The sequence below is a fragment of the Mesorhizobium sangaii genome (genome assembly GCF_014207355.1).
Taxonomy (GTDB): domain Bacteria; phylum Pseudomonadota; class Alphaproteobacteria; order Rhizobiales; family Rhizobiaceae; genus Mesorhizobium; species Mesorhizobium sangaii.
Map to the genome: position 1 here is coordinate 26304 of NZ_JACHEF010000008.1, position 17764 is coordinate 44067.

The following is a 17764-nucleotide window of genomic DNA, read 5'->3' on the forward strand; positions in this document are numbered from 1 at the left end:
GCGTGGTGGCGATGACCATTCCGTTGTCGAGGAAGGCGCGGAGCCGCGGTTCTCGCAAATCAGGGTGCGCCTCCGCGACGAGGCGCTATGACAATTCGACCGTGGCCGAAGCATTTTATCGCAGCGCCGCTTACAAGCCTGGCCCAGCCGATCCTTTTTCGAAGCCGAGCCAGCCCTGTGCCTACAAAGAAAATGCCGACAAGCAACGATATGACCACCGACCTGGCACTGCTCGCCGTGCTGGCGGTGCTTTGGGGCGCCTCCTACACCTTCATCAAGATCGGCGTCGAGACGATCCCGCCGGTCACGTTCATTGCCGCTCGCACGCTGATTGCCGGCGGCATCCTCTTCGCCATCATCCGCTGGCGAGGGCTCGCCATGCCGGGCGATGCGGCAAGCTGGCGCCGCTTCGCTTTCCAGGCGTGCCTCAACAGCGTCGTCCCGTTTACGCTGATCGCCGCGGCCGAGCGCTCGGTTGATGCCGGTCTCGCCACCATCCTCAACGCGACCTCGCCGATCTTCACCTTCCTGCTGACCGCGCTCATCACCCGCGACGAGCCGGTCACGTTGCGCAAACTGATTGGCGTCGGCGCCGGCATTGCCGGCATCTGCCTCATCATCGGCACCGAGGCGCTGGGTGGTCTCGGTCATGAGCTCTGGGCGCAGTTGGCAATCGTCGCGGCGACGATCTGCTATGCCGGTGCGGCGATCTTCGGCCGTGGCTTCAAGGGCCTCGACCCGATGCTGCCCGCCGCCGGTTCGATGCTGTGCGGCGCCATCATCCTGGTGCCACTCAGCCTGATGATCGACCAGCCATGGACGCTCGCGCCATCGACGGCGTCGATCCTGGCCTTGCTAGGCCTGTCGGTGTTTTCGACCGCGCTGGCCTTCGTCATCTATTTCCGCCTCATCCACACGCTGGGCTCGGTCGGCACCACCTCGCAAGCCTACCTGCGCGTGCCGATCGGCGTCGGCATCGGCGCCGTCTTCCTCGGTGAGAGCCTTGGTCCGACGGCGTGGCTGGGAATGGGTTTTGTTGTCGCAGGCGTCGCAGCCATGACCATCCCGGTTCGAAAGCCTGCGCTCGCGCGATAGAGCGGGCAATCGCTTCGAAGATAGTCTCCGACTTGTGGCGAAGACCACCAATCGTCGAAGTCGGCGCCGCCCCTCATCGCCCTGCCGGGCACTTCTCCCCGTATAGTGACGGGGAGAAGGGGCTGGCCCGCAACCTTGGCGTCTTTCTTGCGACTTTGGGAATTGGCGAACCATCGATGAGAGGATGCCGGCAGCCAGGTGAGGGGCAGCGCCCACGTCCGGAAGGGGAGTGGGGCGAGTTCGAAACCTGAAACGATTGCCTTGGCCTGAAAACGATCCGCGCTTGTGACAAGCTGGCGCCTCGCCTATCTCCGAAGACCCGTTTCGAGGTGAGGTTGAAGCATTGTGATTTTCGACGCTGCCCGTTCCTCAGCCAGTGAGCTGCTATCGCCTCCGTTTCGGGCTGTGTTCATCAAGACACTCGGGCTGACCTTGCTGGCGTTGGTGGCCTTGTGGTTCGGCCTCACCAGCCTCGTCGAGTGGCTTGCCCTGCCGTGGCTCCACACGCTGTTGCCCGGCATGCCGTCCTGGGCCGGCTCGCTGGGCGGTATCATCGCCGCCATCGCTCTCGCCTTCGGCATGGCGTTGCTCATCGCCCCGGTAACGGCGATGGTCGCCGGCCTGTTCCTCGACGACATCGCCGAAGTCGTCGAACGCACCGATTATCCCGGCGACCCGGCCGGACGCGCCATGCCGGCGCTGCGCTCGCTGGTCTTGTCAGCCAGGTTCCTGGGCGTCGTCATCCTCGGCAACATCGTCGCCCTGCTCCTCCTCCTGGTGCCGGGCGTCAACATTGCCGCCTTCTTCATCGTCAACGGCTATCTGCTCGGGCGTGAATTCTTCGAATTCGCCGCCATGCGCTTTCGCCCGGAAGAAGAGGCAAGGGCCTTGCGCAGGCACTATGCCGGCACGGTGTTCCTCGCCGGGCTGGTCATATCAGCCTTCCTCGCCGTGCCCCTGCTCAACCTGGTGACGCCGCTTTTTGCCGCTGCCATGATGGTGCATCTGCACAAGGCGATCAGCGGACGGGAAGCGGCTCGCGCCTCGCGGGGCTGAGTTCCGTTCAGCGCAACAGAAATCCGCGCCCCAACTCATCATCGGCTTCGACGATGAATTCCGTTCGCCCGGAATAATAGGCGCGGCCGCCGACGCGGGCGATGATCGCTTCATGCGGGCCAGCCTTCGCCGTCCGCGCCACCGCCCCGGAAAAGCGCGAGCCGGCGATGCTTTCGAAGGTCCGCGTCTGCCCGATCCCGATCTCGCCCTTGGCATGCATGGCCGCCAGCCGGGCGGTGACGCCGGAGCCGGTCGGCGAGCGGTCGACCTCGGCCTCGGCGAAGACGCAGATGTTTTTGGTCGCGTCGCCGGAAAACGCGTCGCGGCCATCGGTCAGGATGGTGCCGTAAAGGAAAGCAAGGTCGGCATGGTCGGGATGCGACAGCGGCAGCTCGGCCTTGAGCCTGTTCGTCAGCGCGGTCGCCGCATCGACGAAATCGCGCACCCGGTCGCGGCCGAATTCCAGCCCGAACTGGTGACAGTCGGCCAGCGCGTAGAAGGCGCCGCCATAGGCGATGTCGAAGCCGACCGTGCCATAGCCCGGCAACTCGATCGTCTGCCGGCCGGCGAACAGGAATGCCGGAACGCTTTCGAACGACACCGAACCGGCCTTGCCATCCCTGACCTCCACCGCAGCGACGATCAATCCGCACGGCGCCTCGATGTTGACGGTCGTCACCGGCTCGCGTTTCGTCACCAGCCCTTCGTCGACGGCGTAGCGGCCGAGCGCGACGATGGCGTGGCCACACATGGTCGAATAGCCTTCATTGTGCATGAACAGCACGGCGAGATCGGCGTCGGGCAGATCCGGCTCGACCAGCAAGGCGCCATACATGTCATAATGGCCGCGCGGCTCGAACATCAAAATCTTGCGCAGATGATCGAGATGGTCGCGCACATAGGCGCGCTTCTCCAGGATGGTGCCTTTCGGGATATCCGGATAGCCGCCGGTGACGATCCTGAGCGGCTCGCCGCCCGTATGCATGTCGACGACAGTCAGCGTCATGCGACAGGCCTCTTAATCTGGGGATTTGCCGAACAAGGCCTGCAATTTGCCGAACGGCATGGCGGCGCGGGTGAAGCCGAAGGTGCCGTCCTGCTGGATCTCGCGTGCCGCCGTCTCCAGCATGCCATAGGCGAAATTGGTCAGCCATGGCCCGAGCGAAATGCGCTTGACGCCGGCCGTGGCGAGATCGGCGATGGTGAATCCGGGTCTCGCCATGACGTTAACCGGCTTGCTGACCGCCGAGCAGATCGTGCGGACTGTCTCGATATCGCCGATGCCTGGCGCATAGAGCACGTCGGCGCCGGCCTTCTCGAAGGCCTGCAGCCGCTTGATGGTGTCATCGAGGTCCGACCTGCCCCACAGGAAATTCTCGGCCCGCGCGGTGAAGACGAAATCGCGCTTCAACGCCCGCGCCGCCTCCACGGCCGCCGCGACGCGCTCCACCGCATGCGAGAAATCATAGATCGGCTTGTCCGGATCGCCGGTGTGGTCCTCGATCGAGCAGCCGGCAAGGCCTGCCGCTTCGGCCGCGAAGATGGTTTCGGCGGCCCGCTCGGCGCTGTCGCCCTTGCCTCTCTCGAGATCGGCCGAGACCGGCAGGCTGGTCGCAGCCGTCACGTCGCGGCAATGATGGATCATCGCCTCGAAGGTCACGGCGCCGTCCGGCAGGCCGCGCGAAAAGGCAAAGCCGGCGCTGGTCGTCGCCAGCGCCTTGAAGCCGAAAGAATCCAGCAGCTTCGTCGTGCCGACATCCCAGGGATTGGGCATGACGAAGGTCGAGGCATGCAGGTCACGAAAGATCTTGCCCTTGTCCATGGTAGTTCCCCCATCTGTGCGGCGTGCGGAGAGGATTTTATCCTGCCGTCCCTGGCCGGGCAAACGAATGCCATTGGTTCAGAAGCGTTTGGCGTTCTCTCCTGCCAATTTGTCCAGCGCGTCGGAATCCTTGGCGTAGTGTGCGGCCTTGGTGTCCCAGTGATAGGTGACGGAAGTGTCCTGCGACGCAGCTGCGGGCGGCGCGTCATCGCAGCTTTCACCGTTCGGCACCGTGGCATCGGTCACCGTCACTTTGATGGCGGCATATGGCTGGCCGTCGGCGATGGACTGGAAAGCCACATCCTGCTTGCGGCTGTAGCTGCACAGGTTTTCATCGAACGTATAGATCATGTCGATCAGTTCGAATTTGTCCCCGCGGACCATGATCAGCGGTGTGGCCACATAGTTCTGGTTCGAATTGAAATGCGCGCTCATGGTGATGAGGATGTTATCGTTGGCGCTGACGGAAAGCTTGCCTGGTTCTCGGAAATAGGTGCCACGGTCGACCGCGACATTGACGGCGTCGAGCAGCTCTGGCTTGGCCGAAGTGTCGTACAGCGCCAGCACCGCATAGCCTTCGGCACTGTCGGGAGAGTCGCCGAGGTCGAACAGCATCGTCAGCCGGTCCTTGCCGCCAGCCTTGATGGCGAGTACCGCGGCATTGGAAAAGCCCGATGTCTCGGGCGGCGAACCGCCGCTGTCCGGACCCTCGATGTGGCGCATGTCGATCGGCAGCCCACCCTTGTAGAAGCCGTCCTTGTCCACGGCGAGATCCGGGATGACCATCCGCGCCAGGTCGAGATAGGTGACGTCCTTGTGGCCGGGCAGCGCGCTGCCGAGTTCCGGGAAGCTGACGGCTTGCGCGCCGGCGGCGGTCCAGAGAAATGGCAGCAGTGTCAAGGCGAGGATGAAGCGAAGCAGGCTGGATTTCATGCGCGGTCCCGGGTTGGCGGCGCCACGCTAGCACGGCCAATCGAGGCGTACAGCCGTGCGCTGAAGATCAGGTCAGTGGATCGGCACCAGCCCGGCCAACTCGCGCATGTCGTTGAACAGGATGCCGCCGGCCTGGATCAGGCCGTCGCGGTCGGAATAGGGGTCGCCATGATAGGAAAAGACCCGCATGCCGGCGGCAATGCCGGCTTGCGTGCCGGCAACGCTGTCCTCGATGACGACGCAGTCGGCGGGCGCGAAGCCCATCGTCCTGGCCGCATGCAGGAACAGGTCGGGGAATGGCTTGCCGCGCGCGACCATCGTCGAGCTGAACATCGCGTGTTCGAACAGCGGCAACAGCCCGGTTTGGCCGAGCGTGATGTGCATCTTCGAAACCCTGGCCGAGGTTGCGACGCAATAGGCGATGCCGGCTGAGCGCACGGCTTCGACAAACTCGCGGACGTAAGGGATCGCCTCGACGCCGTGGGCGAACAGGTCCGGCAGGCCGGCATTCCAGCGGTCGACGAAATCGGCGCCGAGCCTGACGCTGGTTTCCTCTTCGATCTGTTTTTGCACCGACGCCATGCTGCGGCCGGAGAAATTCTTGCGGCAATATTCGAAGCTTGTCGGATAGCCGGCAGCATTCAACCATTCGGCGAGGCGTCGATTGGCGAGGTTCTCTGTATCGACCAGGATCCCGTCGCAGTCGAAGATAACGAGTCTCGGCAGAACCCCAGGCATCAGGCGGTGCCGGTCGATCCGAACCCGCCCGAGCCTCGCGCCGTGCCGCCAGCAAGGGTGCGCTCTTCCACGGCCGCCTGCGTCACCGCCGCGAAAACGATCTGGGCGATGCGCATACCGCGCGTCACCGCGAAATCCTCGTCGCCGAGATTGATCAGGAGCACCTTCACCTCGCCGCGATAGTCGCTGTCGATGGTGCCGGGCGTGTTGAGGACGGTAAGACCATGTTTGAAAGCAAGGCCGGAGCGTGGCCGGACCTGGCCCTCCATGCCTTCGGGAATTTCCAGGATCAGCCCGGTCGGCACCAGAGCGCGTTTTCCAGGCAGGATCAGCAGCGGCCGGTCGTCGGGCACCGCGGCACGCAGATCCAAGCCGGCCGCGCCCGGGCTTTCATAGGCGGGGAGGGGAAGTCCTTCACCATGCGGCAACCTGACGAAGCCGACGGTCGGACCGATGACGGAGGGATTTTGAAGGGCTGCGCGCATAAAATCGATCCTATCGGCGCGAACGGCGATTCAGTCAACTCAGGTCTAACGCTATCAACGGCTTTCTTTCGGGCATCACTATGGCCTCCAGCATTCAGGTCAGTCCGGCATCACCTGAATCCGAGCTCACCTTAGCGCAGTTCCATCGGAACCACGGTGGTCTCCTTGATCTCCTCCATCACGAAGGAGGCTGAAACGTCCGACAGCGCCACCTTGGCGATCAGCCGCTGGTAGAGCCGGTCATAGGCCTTCACGTCGGCGACCCGGGCGCGCAGCACATAGTCGAGATCGCCCGACATCCGATAGACACCGGTGATCTCGGGAAAGCCGGTCACCGCCGCCCGGAATTTGTGCAGCCAGTCCGGGTCGTGGTTGGACGTGCGGATCAGGATGAACACCGCGAGGCCAAGCCCGAGCTTTTCGGCATCGACCAGCGCCACCCGGCCGGTGATGACGCCATCCTCTTCAAGCCGCTTCACCCGGCGCCAGCAGGCATTGCGCGACAAGGCCACCCGTTCCGACAGCTGGTCGACCGACAGCGTGCCGTCGCGTTGCAGTTCGGTCAGTAGTTTGCGGTCGATTTCGTCGATTTCCAGCGCCATGTGGGATGGTTGTCCCATGGAGTGGCCAAATACAAGGACATTTTGAGACCGATGAACCGGCGAAGCGTGTCAAGATACTCATGTCAAGAACACCAAGCGCTGAAAGGGGAACAGCATGTCGCTCGCAAAGATCTTCACTTCACATCCGGCCAAGGTCGGCGAAACCTATTTCGGCCATATGGCCTTTGCCGCCTGGTTCTCATCGCGGTTGCTGATGGCGGCGGGTGCCGCGCTCGTTCACGCTTTCTTGCCATTTCTGTTCGAGACTACCGCCAGCCGAATCGTCCGCGAGCTTTACGAGCGGACGCACAACAGAGGCTCGCACGGGACCAAGGAGCCGGCCGCTCTCATGGATCGTGCCTAGAGGACGACAGAAGCGATGTGCCGGTGGGCGGCCTATCTCGGTGAAGCGGTCTTTCTCGAAGACATCCTCACGGCGCCCTGTCACTCGCTGATTGCCCAGAGCCATTGCGCCCAGGAAGCGAAATCGCCGACCAATGGCGACGGCTTTGGCCTTGCCTGGTATGGCGACCGGCCGGAGCCTGGTCTCTACCGCGACATCCTGCCGGCATGGTCGGACCCCAATCTGAAGAGCCTGTGCCGGCAGATCAGGTCGGGCCTGTTTCTGGCGCATGTGCGAGCCTCGACCGGCGGCGCCACCAGCCGCATGAACTGCCATCCCTTCATTTCGGACCGCTGGTCGTTCATGCACAATGGTCAGATCGGCGGTTTCGAGAAGATCCGCCGGGCGCTGGAAAACTCGCTGTCCGACGCCGTCTTCGACCAGCGCGAAGGCACCACTGATTCCGAATTGTTTTTCCTGCTGATGATCGACGAAGGATTGGCCACCGATCCGCAAGGCGCCGTCTCGCGCGCCACCAGCCGCGTGCTTGAAGCCTCGCGCCGGGCGGGCCTGGAGCCGGCGCTGAAACTCACCGCCGCCTTCTCGGACGGGCAGGCGCTGCATGCGGTGCGCTATGCCACCGACGCCCACGCCCCGACGCTCTACACCTCCGTTTTCCGCAAAGGCGGCGGCCGCTGCATTGTCTCCGAGCCGTTCGATCGCGAGGGCGGCGACTGGCAGGCGATCCCGCCATCGAGCTTCGTCACAATGACCAGGGATGGTATCGCCATCCGTCCCTTTGCACCGGCAGCCGCAAAGCTGGCGCTGGCCGTGTAGGCTTTCGGCTTTCCAGTTTTGCGGCAACCTCGCGTTCCTTCGCGCTCCCCTCTGTCCTGCCGGACATCTCCCCCACGAGGGGGGAGATTGGCAGCTTCAGCGCTTCGCTCAATCTTGCAACGTTGGAGATTGGCGAAAGCCATCGTGACATCCAATCTCCCCACCCGTGGGGGAGATGTCCGGCAGGACAGAGGGGGCGCCGTAGAGCACCGACCCAACAAAACCTATCGGTGCAATTCCGATCAAGTGCAGTCCGAACTCAAATGCTCAACTCGGCTTGAAGTCGTGCTGTTGTCCGCCATCTAGACCGGACACGCGCAGCCAAGCCGGAGCAGTGATCATGGACATCGTCTTTTCCTCAACCGTCGCACTGGCCGCCGCGATCGCCACTCGAAAAGTCTCCGCAGTGGAGGCGCTCGACGCCCATCTGGCGCAGATCGACAACCACAATGAGGCGGTCAACGCCGTCATCTCGCTCGACCGGGAGGGTGCACTCGAGCGCGCCAAGAACGCGGACGCAGTTCAAGCGTGCGGCGAGGCGCTCGGGCCGCTGCATGGCGTGCCGTTCACGCTGAAGGACATGCACGAGACGGCAGGCATGAAGACCACGGTTGGTTTTCCGCACTTCGCCGATTACGTCGCCAAACGGGACAGCCCGGTCGTTGCCAGGCTGAAGGCAGCCGGGGGCGTGCTGATGGCCAAGACCAATGTCGCGACCATGCTGGGAGACTGGCAGTCGGACAATCCGTTGTTCGGCCGCACCGGCAATCCGTGGAACCTCCAGCGCACCGCGGGCGGCTCCAGCGGCGGCGCGGCGGCAGCGCTTTGTTCAGGGATGACGCCGTTCGAGGTCGGCTCCGACATGCAGGATTCGATCCGGCTGCCGGCCGCTTTCTGCGGTGTCTATGGGCTCAAACCGACCGAGCACCGCGTCTCGCTGGCCGGCGCCTTTCCCGATCCGGGCGGTGCCGCGCGCAGCGTGCGGCTGATGTCCTGCCTCGGCCCGCTGGTGCGCAGCGCGGACGATCTGGCCTTGATCTATCAAATCATTGCCGGCCCCGATGGAAGCGATACCGATCTTGCGCCGGTGCCGGTCGAAGGCGTGCCGAAGCTCGACCCCAAGACATTGCGCATCGCTTTTGCACCGACCTTTCCAGGGTTTTCGGTGGCCGGCACGATCAGCGCCGCGGTCGAAAATCTGGCAAGGCAGCTGCAATCGGCAGGGGCGACCGTCGAGGAAGCAAAGCTTCCCAAGCTCGACCTGCACGACGAACTCACGCAAGGCGGCGCACTGATCGGCATGATGATGGAGGCTGCGCAGCCGGAGCCGCCGGAAGAGCCGACATCGGTCTCGCGCTGGTTCGACGCACTCGCCCGCCGCGACAAATCCATTCTCGCCTGGGACCAGTTCTTCGAAACCTGGGATGCGCTGCTTTGCCCGGTCGCGATGACCACGGCCTTCCCGCATTGCGCGCCGGGCTCGCCGATTCAGGTCGACGGCAAGCAGCAGAGCTACTGGATGCTGCCGGCCTATGGCGCCGTATTCAACTACAGCGGCCATCCAGCACTTTCGCTGCCGTGCGGACAGGACAGCGACGGCTTGCCGATCGGCCTGCAACTGGTCGGCAAACGCTGGTCGGAGTCGCGGTTGCTCGGCATCGCGAGGGCAATCGAGCCATTGACCGGCGGCTTTCGCCGTCCGCCCGGCTATTGAGCGAAGCGCGACAACCTGTAGGGCGCCAGCAACGGGTCGCCCTCGCCGTCGAGGATTTCGCGGGTGGCGAACAGGCCGACGGCCGGCGCCAGCGTGATGCCCGAATGCATGACGGCGACATAGAGGCCGTCCATGCCCTCGGCGCGGCCGATGATGGGAAAACCGTCGATCGGCGTCGGCCGGTAGCCGACCGTGTGGAAATCCAGCTCCAGTCCGTCGCTGCCCCGCAGCATGGCTTTCAAGGCCGCAAACAGCTCGCGGGCGGTGGCCTCGGCATCCATTCCCGGGTCGGCGCCGCCGAAATCCGAGCCGGCGATGATGCGGCCCTCTGCCGTCTGGCGCATGTGCAGCCGCTCGGCCAGCACCAGCCCGTTGAGCAGTTTTGTATAAGGCCGCGAATGGACGATCAGCCCGGGCGGCGTCTCGATCGGCAGGTTGACCCCGGCCGTCGCCGCGATGGCCGGTGAGCCGACGCCGGCCGCGATCACCACATCGTCGGCGGCTATCAGGCCATGCGATGTGTCCACGCCGGTGATCCGGCCGCCGGTCTGGACCAGCGCCGTCACCGTGCTGGAGATGATCCGCGCTCCGCGCCGTTCGGCATCGGCCAGCAGTGCTTTGGTGGCGGCCACCGGCTCGGCGACACCCTCTTCGGCTACATGCAAGGCGACATCCGGAAGCTCGGCGAGATTGGGCTCGATGCGCGCCACGCCAATGCGGTCGACGCGTTTGATGCCGTAGCCCCAGGCGGAGTGCTGGGCGGCGTAGGTTTCCATTGCAGCTGCTGACAGGTCCCAGCACAGGCCGCCGCACCAGCTCAACGGAATTTCAGGCAGGTCCCGCGCCAGCCGCGTCCATTCGGCCATCGCGCGGGTGCGCAGCCGGAAATACGGCTCCGGATTGCCCCAACTGGCATTGATCCAGGCGAAAGAGTTCGGCGTCGCGACGCCGCCGGCGACGCCGTCGGCAATGACCGTCACCTGCGCCCCTGCCTTCGTCAGATGCCATGCGATGGAGGCACCGATGATGCCGGCGCCGATGACGATCACCTGTTTCGCCACGGTCATGCTTGCCCCTCTGTTTGGTGATCCCGAGGGTCCAAGTGCCATCTCGGTGGCCGCTTGCCAACATCAAGCGCTGCGGAATATGCCGCTTGACATCAATACGTACGTACGTATTATTCGGCCGTGGCTAGACAATCACTCCGCGAACAACTCCTCGACGCTGGTTTCCGCACCATCTGGAATTCAGGCTATGCCGCTACCGGCGTACGCGATATTGTTGCCGCGGCCGATGCCCGGCCGGGTTCGTTCACCAACCATTTCGCCTCCAAGGAGGAATTCGCCGGCGAGGTGCTCGACCGCTATTTCGCCTATGTCAGCGGCCTGGTCGAAGCAGCCCTCGCGCAGGATGGGACGTCGCCCGTCGGCAGGCTGCGCCGCTACCTCGATGTCATCACATCGAAGCTCGAAGCGCATGACTGGGCGCGCGGCTGCATGATCGGCAATCTCAGCCTCGAAACCGCGGTGCACAGCGAACCGCTGCGCCTGCAGCTTGTCGCCATCTTCGAGCGTTGGCGCCAGCCATTCGCGGCCTGCATCGCCGAGGGCCAGGCGGCCGGTGACATCACCCGGGCTTTCGATGCCGACGACCTCGCAGACTTCCTGCTGTCGTCCTGGCAAGGCGCCATGCTGCGCATGAAGGTCGAGCGCAGCCCTGCGCCGCTCGAGCGCTTCAAGAAAATCATCTTCAGCACAGTCTTTGCAAAGGAGCCGACCCAATGAGTTTGAACGCCGACAAGCCGAAAGCCGGCTCAACCGCGCTGCGGCGCGAGGAAATCGCCGTACTCGATTCGACCATGTCCTATGTCGAGGCCGGCGCGGGCGGCCCGACCGTGCTGTTCCTTCATGGCAATCCGACCTCATCCTACATCTGGCGCAACATCATCCCGCATGTCGCGCCTCTCGGTCGCTGCATCGCACCGGACCTGGTCGGTTACGGCCAGTCCGCCAAGCCCGATATCGATTATCGCTTCTTCGATCATGTGCGCTATCTCGACGCCTTCCTCGATGCGCTCGACATCAGGGAAATGGTGGTGGTCGCGCAGGACTGGGGCACGGCACTTGCCTTCCATCTCGCGGCGCGGCGGCCGCGCAACATTCTCGGCCTCGCCTTCATGGAATTCATCCGGCCCTTCGAGCGTTGGGAGGATTTTCATCAGCGTCCGCAGGCCCGCGAGCTGTTCAAGGCGCTGCGCACGCCCGATATCGGCGAAAAGTTGGTTCTGGAAGACAATGTCTTCGTCGAAAAAGTGCTGCCCGCCTCCGTGTTGCGCACAATGAGCGACGAGGAGATGACGGCTTACCGGGCGCCGTTCCCGACACCGCGATCGCGCAAGCCGGTGCTGCGCCTGCCCAGGGAATTGCCGATCGAGGGCCAGCCTGCAGACGTTGCCGCCATCAGCGAACATGACCATCGCGCGCTGCGGCTTTCTACCTATCCGAAACTGCTGTTCGCCGGCGATCCAGGTGCGCTTGTTTCGCCGCAAGCCGCACGCGAATTCGCCGCCGGGCTGAAGAACTGCCGGTTCATCAATCTCGGGCCCGGCGCGCACTATCTGCAGGAGGACCATGCCGACGCGATAGGCGAGGCCATTGCCGGCTGGCTTCCGGCGATCGTTCCGGCGGGCCACATGAGCGAGTTGGCCTGAGCGAGCCACGGCAAACCGGTGGCGTCAGCGCCGCCGGACCGGTCGACAGCCCGGCACTGCGCTGCTAGAAGCCCGGCCTGTCACACGGAAATCCTGAACAATGCCTGAAGCAATAGAAGAAGAAGTGGCGCGCCGCCGCACCTTCGCGATCATCGCGCACCCGGACGCCGGCAAGACGACGCTCACCGAAAAGCTGCTGCTGTTCGGCGGCGCCATTCAGCTTGCCGGCGAGGTCAAGGCCAAGAAGGACAGGATCCAGACCCGCTCCGACTGGATGAAGATCGAGCGCGAGCGCGGCATTTCGGTCGTCACTTCGGTGATGACGTTCGAATATGAGGACAATGTCTTCAACCTGCTCGATACGCCCGGCCACGAGGATTTCGCCGACGACACCTATCGCACGCTGTCGGCGGTCGACAGCGCGGTCATGGTCATCGATGCCGCCAAGGGCATCGAGCCGCGCACGCTGAAACTGTTCGAGGTCTGCCGGCTGCGCGACATTCCGATCATCACTTTCGTCAACAAGATGGACCGCGAGAGCCGCGATCCGTTCGAGATTCTGGACGAGATCGAACAGAAGCTGGCGCTGGATACAGCACCGATCACCTGGCCGATCGGTCGCGGCAAGACGTTTTCCGGCACGTATCACCTGGCGCTGAATGCGGTGCGCAAGGGCGACGACGAGAAGGAGCGCACGCCGGTCAACGGTCCCGATTCCAACCGCGTCGCCGGCCTGTTGCCGGAGAACGAGCGCGAGGCCTTCATCGAGGAGCTTGAACTGGCGCGCGAAGCCTGCCGTCCGCTTGACATCGACGCCTTTCGCGAGGGCCATCTGACGCCGGTCTATTTCGGCTCGGCGCTGCGTAACTATGGCGTCCGCGACCTGATCGAGGCGCTTGGCGCCTTTGGGCCGCCGCCGCGCGCGCAGGAGGCCGATGCCCGCAAGGTCGAGGCGACCGAGGACAAGATGACGTCCTTCGTCTTCAAGATCCAGGCCAACATGGACCCCAACCACCGCGACCGCATCGCCTTCGTTCGCGTCTGCTCCGGCAAGCTCGAGCGCGGCATGAAGGCCAAGCTGGTGCGCACCGGAAAGCCGATGAGCCTGTCGGCGCCGCAGTTCTTCTTTGCCCGCACCCGCGTTACCGCCGACGAGGCGTTTGCCGGCGATGTCGTCGGCATCCCCAACCATGGCACGCTGCGCATCGGCGATACGCTGACCGAGGGCGAGGAGATATTGTTCCGAGGGGTGCCCAACTTCGCCCCGGAAATCCTGCGCCGCGTCCGCTTAGGTGACGCGATGAAGGCCAAGAAGCTCAAGGAAGCGCTGCACCAGATGGCCGAGGAGGGCGTCGTGCAATTGTTCTCGCCGGAGGATGGCTCGCCGGCCATCGTCGGCGTCGTCGGCGCCCTGCAACTCGACGTCCTGAAGGAGCGGCTGAACTTCGAATACACGCTCCCGGTCGAGTTCGAGATGTCACGCTTTTCGGTCTGCCGCTGGATCTCGGCCGACGACAAGGCCGAGGTTCTGCGTTTCATCGAGGCGCATCGCGGCGACATCGCCCGCGACCTCGACAATGATCCGGTGTTCCTCGCCCAGCACGCCTTCTCGCTGAACTACGAAGCGGAACGCTGGAAGGCGATCCGCTTCGCCACGATCAAGGACTATCAGGTCCGCGACAAAGCGGCTTGAAGCGTTGCTTTCCTTCTCCCCGTTCACACGGGGAGAAGGTGCCCGAAGGGCGGATGAGGGGCGACGCCGACCTCGATGATCAAAGGGCTCCAATGAACCTCCGGCCCTTCGCAGGCCCAGGGCGTTCGAAGCTCGAAAAGCCAAGCAATTGGCTTATCGTCCGCTAGAGCGGACCGCTTCTCACCCTCTGGCCGCTTCTTCGATCTTGGCGATGTCGATCTTGCCCATCTGCATCATCGCATTCATCGCCCGGCCGGCCTTGGCCCTGTCCGGATCCTGCAGCAGGCGCGGCAGTTGTTCCGGCACGACCTGCCAGGAAACACCGAACTTGTCCTTCAGCCAGCCACAGGGTCCTGGTTCGCCGCCACCCTCTGTGAGCCTGGTCCAAAAATGATCGACTTCGTCCTGCGTCTTGCAGTCGATCGACAGTGAGATCGCCTCGGTGAACTTGTATTGTGGTCCGCCGTTGAGCGCCAGGAACGGGACGCCGTCGAGTTCGAACGAAGCCACCAGCACCTTGCCCTCATCAGCGTGGCCCTTGGGCCAACGCGTCACGCTCAGCTCCTTCGAATTCTTGAAGACGGACATGTAATGGTTCATGGCCTCCTCGGCCTGTCCGTCGAACCACAGGAAGGTGGTGATCTTTTGCATGGTCTTTCTCCTCGTTTCTCTTGGGGGATGAAGGAAGCGTCAGGCGGCGCCTTTGGCAGCGTCCTGAAGTGAAGCGAGATAAGCGTCGAGCTTGGCATGGCTCTCGGCCATGCCACGGGTCATGCCGGTGCCGAGCGCGCCGTCGCGGGCCGCTTGCGAAGCGTAGAGCACCGTCTGCGTCAGAAGCGTCTTCCCACTCTGTTCGGTGAAGACCACCGTTCCGACGGTTTCGCCACCGGTCCAGTCCTCGTCGAACAATTCGGTGGCGACGATCCTGGCTGGACGCACGATTTCGCGATAGGCGCCGCTCATGCCCATGCTGCGGCCATCGCGGTGCTGCCAGACGTAGCGTGTGGCGCCGCCAACCCTGAGGTCGATTTCGCACACCGCCAGCCGCCAGCCATCGGGGCCGTGCAGCCAGCCCTTCAGCAACTCGGGTATCGTCCAGCAGTCGAAGACCATCGGCCGCGACGCATCGAAGATGCGGGTGATCTGGACCTCGCGGTCGCTGGGCGTGGTCACCGTCAGCGTGGCGACGGTCGAACCGGGCAAGGTTGTGGTGCTCATGATGCTCCTCCTGATGTTTGCCAAAGGACGTGCGGCAGGCCGGTGATCCGACACAGGCCGCGATTTTTCGGGCTATTGGTCGGTACTGTCGGGGGCTTTCTCGGCCTTCATCGCGCCGAGCAAGGCATCGAGGCGCTGGAAGTTGCCTTCCCAGATCTTTCGGTAACGCTCCAGCCAGTCATTGGCCTCTGCCAGCGGTTTTGCTTCGAGCCGGCACGGCCGGCGCTGTGCGTCGCGGCCGCGTGAAATCAGTCCGGCGTTTTCCAGCACCTTGAGGTGCTTGGAAATCGACGGCTGGCTCATCGCGAAAGGCTCGGCGAGTTCCATCACGGATGCTTCGCCCTGGATGAGCCGGGCAAGAATGGCGCGGCGCGTCGGATCGGCGAGTGCGGCAAAAGTGGCGTCCAACTGGTTCATCGGATATCCATAGCCAAAAGGGTATATACCTGATTGGCTATATACAGGCAAACGCCGCTCGTCAACCGCCCATCCGGATTTCGTGGCGCCTTGCAAAACTGTGGCCAGACCAGGCTTGCGCGTCTATAAGGCCTGCGGTCCGAATACAGCGCCGCCACGCTCCGCATGGAGCGCAGCAAGCCAGCCAAGGAAAATTCATGCCTGCCTATCGCTCCCGCACCACCACCCATGGCCGTAACATGGCCGGCGCCCGCGGTCTCTGGCGCGCCACCGGCATGAAGGATTCCGATTTCGGCAAGCCGATCATCGCGGTGGTCAACTCCTTCACCCAGTTCGTGCCGGGCCATGTCCATCTGAAGGACCTCGGCCAACTGGTCGCGCGCGAGATCGAGAAGGCCGGTGGCGTCGCCAAGGAATTCAACACCATCGCCGTCGATGACGGCATCGCCATGGGTCATGACGGCATGCTCTATTCGCTGCCGTCGCGCGAGCTGATCGCCGATTCCGTCGAATACATGGTCAATGCGCATTGTGCCGACGCCATGGTCTGCATCTCCAATTGCGACAAGATCACGCCCGGCATGCTGATGGCCAGCTTACGCCTCAACATCCCGACCGTCTTTGTCTCCGGCGGGCCGATGGAAGCCGGCAAGGTGGTGCTGGCCGGCAAGACGCAGGCGCTCGACCTGGTCGATGCCATGGTGGCGGCCGCCGACGACAAGATCTCCGACGAGGACGTCAAGGTCATCGAGCGCTCGGCCTGCCCGACCTGCGGTTCCTGCTCGGGCATGTTCACCGCCAATTCGATGAATTGCTTGACCGAGGCGCTTGGCCTGTCGCTGCCTGGCAACGGCTCGACGCTGGCCACGCATGCCGACCGCAAGCGCCTGTTCGTCGAAGCCGGCCACCTGATCGTCGATCTCGCCCAGCGTTACTACGAGCAGGACGACGAAACAGCGCTGCCGCGCAACATCGCCTCGAAGGGCGCTTTCGAAAACGCCATGACGCTCGACATCGCCATGGGCGGCTCGACCAACACCGTGCTGCACATCCTGGCCGCCGCGCATGAAGGCGAGATCAACTTCGATCAGGATGACATCGACGCGCTGTCACGCGAGGTGCCGGTGCTGTGCAAGGTAGCTCCCGCCAAGGCGGATGTGCATATGGAAGACGTCCACCGCGCCGGCGGCATCATGGCGATCCTCGGCCAGCTCGACAATGCCGGCTTGATCAACCGCGACTTGCCGACCGTGCACACGCGCACGCTAGGTGAAGCGCTCGACCATTGGGATATTTCGCGCTCGACCAGCCAAAGCGTGCGCGATTTCTTCCTCGCCGCGCCTGGCGGCGTGCCGACGCAGGTTGCCTTCAGCCAGGACCGCCGCTGGGACGACCTCGACCTCGACCGCGAGAAAGGCGTCATCCGCTCAGTCCAGCACCCCTTCTCCAAGGATGGTGGCCTTGCCGTGCTGAAGGGAAATCTGGCGCTCGACGGCTGCATCGTGAAGACCGCCGGCGTCGACGAATCGATCCTGAAGTTCACAGGCCCGGCCCGGGTGTTCGAAAGCCAGGACGCCAGCGTCAAGGCGATCCTGGCCAACGAGATCAAGGCCGGTGATGTCGTCGTCATCCGCTATGAGGGGCCACGTGGCGGCCCCGGAATGCAGGAAATGCTCTACCCGACCAGCTATTTGAAGTCGAAGGGGCTGGGCAAGGCCTGCGCGCTGGTCACCGACGGCCGCTTCTCCGGCGGCACCTCCGGCCTGTCGATCGGCCATGTCTCGCCGGAAGCCGCCGAGGGCGGTCTGATCGGCCTGGTGCAGGAGGGCGATACGGTCGAGATCGACATCCCGAACCGCACCATACGCCTCGCGGTCAGCGATGCCGAACTCGCCAGCCGCCGGGCGGCGATGGAGGCCAAGGGAATTGCTGCCTGGAAGCCCGAGGAAAAGCGCAAGCGCAAGGTGACGACAGCCTTGCGCGCCTACGCCGCGATGGCGACCAGCGCGGCCAAGGGCGCGGTCAGGTTCGTACCGGAGTAGGGCTGAATTCCATTAGCGTGGCGCTGCCCCTCATTGTCCTGCCGGACATTTCTCCCTGT

19 protein-coding genes are annotated in these 17764 nt (G+C 63.9%); 9 read left to right on the top strand and 10 right to left on the bottom strand.

Going from position 1 to position 17764, the window contains the following annotated elements:
- Positions 1-210 precede the first annotated feature (210 nt).
- Together HNQ71_RS29790 and HNQ71_RS29795 are read left to right on the top strand one after the other, a co-directional pair.
- The gene (locus HNQ71_RS29790) at positions 211-1095 is read left to right on the top strand and encodes an EamA family transporter (protein WP_246462202.1); all 885 of its coding nucleotides are present in this window, start codon (positions 211-213) and stop codon (positions 1093-1095) included.
- A gap of 345 nt (positions 1096-1440) precedes the next feature.
- Complete coding sequence (locus tag HNQ71_RS29795) at positions 1441-2151, top strand: sulfate transporter family protein (protein WP_184877214.1); 711 nt, start codon at positions 1441-1443, stop codon at positions 2149-2151.
- Between the two features lie 7 nt (positions 2152-2158).
- On the opposite strand, the gene HNQ71_RS29800 is transcribed toward HNQ71_RS29795, so the two are convergent.
- The 6 genes from HNQ71_RS29800 to HNQ71_RS29825 form a co-directional block, all read right to left on the bottom strand.
- Positions 2159-3157: a proline racemase family protein gene (locus HNQ71_RS29800; RefSeq protein WP_184877216.1), complete on the bottom strand. Its 999-nt coding sequence runs from the start codon at positions 3155-3157 to the stop codon at positions 2159-2161.
- Between the two features lie 12 nt (positions 3158-3169).
- Positions 3170-3973: an isocitrate lyase/PEP mutase family protein gene (locus HNQ71_RS29805; protein WP_184877218.1), complete on the bottom strand. Its 804-nt coding sequence runs from the start codon at positions 3971-3973 to the stop codon at positions 3170-3172.
- A gap of 78 nt (positions 3974-4051) precedes the next feature.
- Entirely contained in the window at positions 4052-4906 is an 855-nt protein-coding gene (locus tag HNQ71_RS29810; RefSeq protein ID WP_184877220.1) for a hypothetical protein, read from the bottom strand.
- A gap of 72 nt (positions 4907-4978) precedes the next feature.
- The gene (locus HNQ71_RS29815) at positions 4979-5644 is read right to left on the bottom strand and encodes an HAD family hydrolase (RefSeq protein WP_184877222.1); all 666 of its coding nucleotides are present in this window, start codon (positions 5642-5644) and stop codon (positions 4979-4981) included.
- Positions 5644-6129, bottom strand: coding sequence for a dUTP diphosphatase (dut, locus tag HNQ71_RS29820; RefSeq protein WP_184877224.1), 486 nt, complete (start codon positions 6127-6129; stop codon positions 5644-5646). Before dut ends, HNQ71_RS29815 begins: the two co-directional genes overlap by 1 nt.
- A gap of 131 nt (positions 6130-6260) precedes the next feature.
- The gene (locus tag HNQ71_RS29825; protein WP_184877730.1) at positions 6261-6731 is read right to left on the bottom strand and encodes an Lrp/AsnC family transcriptional regulator; all 471 of its coding nucleotides are present in this window, start codon (positions 6729-6731) and stop codon (positions 6261-6263) included.
- Between the two features lie 115 nt (positions 6732-6846).
- On the opposite strand from HNQ71_RS29825, the gene HNQ71_RS29830 reads away from it, so the two are divergent.
- From HNQ71_RS29830 to HNQ71_RS29840, 3 genes are all read left to right on the top strand, one after another.
- Entirely contained in the window at positions 6847-7095 is a 249-nt protein-coding gene (locus HNQ71_RS29830; RefSeq protein WP_184877226.1) for a DUF6356 family protein, read from the top strand.
- Between the two features lie 15 nt (positions 7096-7110).
- The gene (locus HNQ71_RS29835) at positions 7111-7911 is read left to right on the top strand and encodes a class II glutamine amidotransferase (protein WP_184877228.1); all 801 of its coding nucleotides are present in this window, start codon (positions 7111-7113) and stop codon (positions 7909-7911) included.
- A 340-nt stretch (positions 7912-8251) separates the two neighbouring features.
- Positions 8252-9625, top strand: a complete 1374-nt coding sequence (locus tag HNQ71_RS29840; protein WP_184877230.1) for an amidase — start codon at positions 8252-8254, stop codon at positions 9623-9625.
- Here HNQ71_RS29840 and HNQ71_RS29845 read toward each other — a convergent pair.
- Positions 9619-10692, bottom strand: coding sequence for an NAD(P)/FAD-dependent oxidoreductase (locus tag HNQ71_RS29845; protein WP_184877232.1), 1074 nt, complete (start codon positions 10690-10692; stop codon positions 9619-9621). The genes HNQ71_RS29840 and HNQ71_RS29845 overlap by 7 nt on opposite strands.
- A gap of 120 nt (positions 10693-10812) precedes the next feature.
- On the opposite strand from HNQ71_RS29845, the gene HNQ71_RS29850 reads away from it, so the two are divergent.
- The 3 genes from HNQ71_RS29850 to HNQ71_RS29860 all read left to right on the top strand — a co-directional run bounded on the left by HNQ71_RS29850 (position 10813) and on the right by HNQ71_RS29860 (position 14028).
- Positions 10813-11409: a TetR family transcriptional regulator C-terminal domain-containing protein gene (locus HNQ71_RS29850; RefSeq protein ID WP_184877234.1), complete on the top strand. Its 597-nt coding sequence runs from the start codon at positions 10813-10815 to the stop codon at positions 11407-11409.
- Positions 11406-12335, top strand: coding sequence for a haloalkane dehalogenase (locus HNQ71_RS29855; RefSeq protein WP_184877236.1), 930 nt, complete (start codon positions 11406-11408; stop codon positions 12333-12335). The genes HNQ71_RS29850 and HNQ71_RS29855 overlap by 4 nt, the downstream gene beginning before the upstream one ends.
- A 100-nt stretch (positions 12336-12435) precedes the next feature.
- Positions 12436-14028 carry a peptide chain release factor 3 gene (locus HNQ71_RS29860; RefSeq protein ID WP_184877238.1) on the top strand — a complete coding sequence of 531 codons (1593 nt, stop codon included), beginning with the start codon at positions 12436-12438 and terminating at the stop codon, positions 14026-14028.
- 180 nt (positions 14029-14208) lie between these two features.
- Here HNQ71_RS29860 and HNQ71_RS29865 read toward each other — a convergent pair whose 3' ends face one another.
- The 3 genes from HNQ71_RS29865 to HNQ71_RS29875 form a co-directional block, all read right to left on the bottom strand.
- The gene (locus tag HNQ71_RS29865; RefSeq protein WP_184877240.1) at positions 14209-14679 is read right to left on the bottom strand and encodes a VOC family protein; all 471 of its coding nucleotides are present in this window, start codon (positions 14677-14679) and stop codon (positions 14209-14211) included.
- A gap of 39 nt (positions 14680-14718) precedes the next feature.
- On the bottom strand, positions 14719-15246 hold the full coding sequence (locus tag HNQ71_RS29870; RefSeq protein WP_210334101.1) for an SRPBCC family protein: 528 nt from the start codon (positions 15244-15246) through the stop codon (positions 14719-14721).
- A gap of 72 nt (positions 15247-15318) precedes the next feature.
- Complete coding sequence (locus HNQ71_RS29875; protein WP_184877243.1) at positions 15319-15663, bottom strand: ArsR/SmtB family transcription factor; 345 nt, start codon at positions 15661-15663, stop codon at positions 15319-15321.
- 197 nt (positions 15664-15860) lie between these two features.
- On the opposite strand from HNQ71_RS29875, the gene ilvD reads away from it, so the two are divergent.
- Positions 15861-17705 (top strand): dihydroxy-acid dehydratase, encoded by a 1845-nt coding sequence (ilvD, locus tag HNQ71_RS29880; protein ID WP_184877245.1) that lies wholly within the window; start codon positions 15861-15863, stop codon positions 17703-17705.
- The last annotated feature ends 59 nt before the right edge of the window (positions 17706-17764 follow it).

Bases quoted from the DNA above. Each gene is read 5' to 3' on its own strand.
- HNQ71_RS29790 (WP_246462202.1), top strand. From the start codon at position 211: ATGACCACCGACCTGGCACTGCTCGCCGTGCTGGCGGTGCTTTGGGGC.
- HNQ71_RS29800 (WP_184877216.1), bottom strand. From the start codon at position 3,157: ATGACGCTGACTGTCGTCGACATGCATACGGGCGGCGAGCCGCTCAGG.
- HNQ71_RS29805 (WP_184877218.1), bottom strand. From the start codon at position 3,973: ATGGACAAGGGCAAGATCTTTCGTGACCTGCATGCCTCGACCTTCGTC.
- HNQ71_RS29810 (WP_184877220.1), bottom strand. From the start codon at position 4,906: ATGAAATCCAGCCTGCTTCGCTTCATCCTCGCCTTGACACTGCTGCCA.
- HNQ71_RS29815 (WP_184877222.1), bottom strand. From the start codon at position 5,644: ATGCCTGGGGTTCTGCCGAGACTCGTTATCTTCGACTGCGACGGGATC.
- dut (WP_184877224.1), bottom strand. From the start codon at position 6,129: ATGCGCGCAGCCCTTCAAAATCCCTCCGTCATCGGTCCGACCGTCGGC.
- HNQ71_RS29825 (WP_184877730.1), bottom strand. From the start codon at position 6,731: ATGGCGCTGGAAATCGACGAAATCGACCGCAAACTACTGACCGAACTG.
- HNQ71_RS29830 (WP_184877226.1), top strand. From the start codon at position 6,847: ATGTCGCTCGCAAAGATCTTCACTTCACATCCGGCCAAGGTCGGCGAA.
- HNQ71_RS29835 (WP_184877228.1), top strand. From the start codon at position 7,111: ATGTGCCGGTGGGCGGCCTATCTCGGTGAAGCGGTCTTTCTCGAAGAC.
- HNQ71_RS29840 (WP_184877230.1), top strand. From the start codon at position 8,252: ATGGACATCGTCTTTTCCTCAACCGTCGCACTGGCCGCCGCGATCGCC.
- HNQ71_RS29845 (WP_184877232.1), bottom strand. From the start codon at position 10,692: ATGACCGTGGCGAAACAGGTGATCGTCATCGGCGCCGGCATCATCGGT.
- HNQ71_RS29855 (WP_184877236.1), top strand. From the start codon at position 11,406: ATGAGTTTGAACGCCGACAAGCCGAAAGCCGGCTCAACCGCGCTGCGG.
- HNQ71_RS29860 (WP_184877238.1), top strand. From the start codon at position 12,436: ATGCCTGAAGCAATAGAAGAAGAAGTGGCGCGCCGCCGCACCTTCGCG.
- HNQ71_RS29865 (WP_184877240.1), bottom strand. From the start codon at position 14,679: ATGCAAAAGATCACCACCTTCCTGTGGTTCGACGGACAGGCCGAGGAG.
- HNQ71_RS29870 (WP_210334101.1), bottom strand. From the start codon at position 15,246: ATGAGCACCACAACCTTGCCCGGTTCGACCGTCGCCACGCTGACGGTG.
- HNQ71_RS29875 (WP_184877243.1), bottom strand. From the start codon at position 15,663: ATGAACCAGTTGGACGCCACTTTTGCCGCACTCGCCGATCCGACGCGC.
- ilvD (WP_184877245.1), top strand. From the start codon at position 15,861: ATGCCTGCCTATCGCTCCCGCACCACCACCCATGGCCGTAACATGGCC.